Below are 2,199 nucleotides of genomic sequence, written 5' to 3'. Positions count from 1 at the left end.
TAGTTGCTGGGTGTAGACCCGAAACCGAGTGATCTATCCATGGCCAGGTTGAAGGTGCCGTAACAGGTACTGGAGGACCGAACCCACGCATGTTGCAAAATGCGGGGATGAGCTGTGGATAGGGGTGAAAGGCTAAACAAACTCGGAGATAGCTGGTTCTCCCCGAAAACTATTTAGGTAGTGCCTCGAGCAAGACACTGATGGGGGTAAAGCACTGTTATGGCTAGGGGGTCATTGCGACTTACCAACCCATGGCAAACTAAGAATACCATCAAGTGGTTCCTCGGGAGACAGACATCGGGTGCTAACGTCCGGTGTCAAGAGGGAAACAACCCAGACCGCCAGCTAAGGTCCCAAATGACAGATTAAGTGGTAAACGAAGTGGGAAGGCCGAGACAGCCAGGATGTTGGCTTAGAAGCAGCCATCATTTAAAGAAAGCGTAATAGCTCACTGGTCGAGTCGTCCTGCGCGGAAGATGTAACGGGGCTCAAATCTGTAACCGAAGCTGCGGATGTCAGGTAACTGACATGGTAGGGGAGCGTTCTGTAGGCCGAAGAAGGTGTGTTGAGAAGCATGCTGGAGGTATCAGAAGTGCGAATGTTGACATGAGTAGCGATAAACAGGGTGAAAAGCCCTGTCGCCGAAAACCCAAGGTTTCCTACGCAACGTTCATCGGCGTAGGGTGAGTCGGCCCCTAAGGCAAGGCAGAGATGCGTAGTCGATGGGAAACAGGTTAATATTCCTGTACTTGATTCAAATGCGATGTGGGGACGGAGAAGGTTAGGTCATCGATCTGTTGGAATAGATCGTTTAAGCCGGTAGGTGGAGCACTTAGGCAAATCCGGGTGCTTAACACCGAGAAGTGATGACGAGTGTCTACGGACACGAAGTGACTGATACCACGCTTCCAGGAAAAGCCACTAAGCTATAGTTTGAATGAAACCGTACCGCAAACCGACACAGGTGGGTAGGATGAGAATTCTAAGGCGCTTGAGAGAACTCAGGAGAAGGAACTCGGCAAATTGATACCGTAACTTCGGGAGAAGGTATGCCTCTGATGGTTAAGGATTAACTCCGTAAGCTGTTAGAGGTCGCAGAGAATAGGTGGCTGCGACTGTTTAATAAAAACACAGCACTCTGCAAACACGAAAGTGGACGTATAGGGTGTGACGCCTGCCCGGTGCTGGAAGGTTAATTGAAGATGTGCAAGCATCGGATCGAAGCCCCAGTAAACGGCGGCCGTAACTATAACGGTCCTAAGGTAGCGAAATTCCTTGTCGGGTAAGTTCCGACCCGCACGAATGGCGTAACGATGGCCACACTGTCTCCTCCTGAGACTCAGCGAAGTTGAAATGGTTGTGAAGATGCAATCTCCCCGCTGCTAGACGGAAAGACCCCGTGAACCTTTACTGTAGCTTTGCATTGGACTTTGAAGTCACTTGTGTAGGATAGGTGGGAGGCTAAGAAGCAGATACGCTAGTATCTGTGGAGCCGTCCTTGAAATACCACCCTGGTGACTTTGAGGTTCTAACCCGGATCCATCATCTGGATCGGGGACCGTGCATGGTAGGCAGTTTGACTGGGGCGGTCTCCTCCCAAAGAGTAACGGAGGAGTTCGAAGGTTACCTAGGTCCGGTCGGAAATCGGACTGATAGTACAATGGCACAAGGTAGCTTAACTGCGAGACCGACAAGTCGAGCAGGTGCGAAAGCAGGACATAGTGATCCGGTGGTTCTGAATGGAAGGGCCATCGCTCAACGGATAAAAGGTACTCCGGGGATAACAGGCTGATTCCGCCCAAGAGTTCATATCGACGGCGGAGTTTGGCACCTCGATGTCGGCTCATCACATCCTGGGGCTGTAGTCGGTCCCAAGGGTATGGCTGTTCGCCATTTAAAGTGGTACGTGAGCTGGGTTTAAAACGTCGTGAGACAGTTTGGTCCCTATCTGCAGTGGGCGTTGGAAGTTTGACGGGGGCTGCTCCTAGTACGAGAGGACCGGAGTGGACGAACCTCTGGTGTACCGGTTGTGACGCCAGTCGCATCGCCGGGTAGCTAAGTTCGGAAGAGATAAACGCTGAAAGCATCTAAGCGTGAAACTCGCCTGAAGATGAGACTTCCCTAGGGATTTAATCCCTCTAAAGAGACGTTCGAGACCAGGACGTTGATAGGTCGGGTGTGGAAGAGTGGTAACACTTG

At 51.4% G+C, this 2,199-nt stretch carries 1 rRNA gene; it reads left to right on the top strand.

Annotated elements, in window-relative coordinates:
* Positions 1–2,199, top strand: a 23S ribosomal RNA gene (locus MJ764_RS11305); the annotation flags it as partial.

The organism is Snodgrassella gandavensis, assembly GCF_914768025.1.
Lineage (GTDB): Bacteria > Pseudomonadota > Gammaproteobacteria > Burkholderiales > Neisseriaceae > Snodgrassella > Snodgrassella gandavensis.
This window is presented reverse-complemented; position numbering and strand designations above follow the sequence as displayed.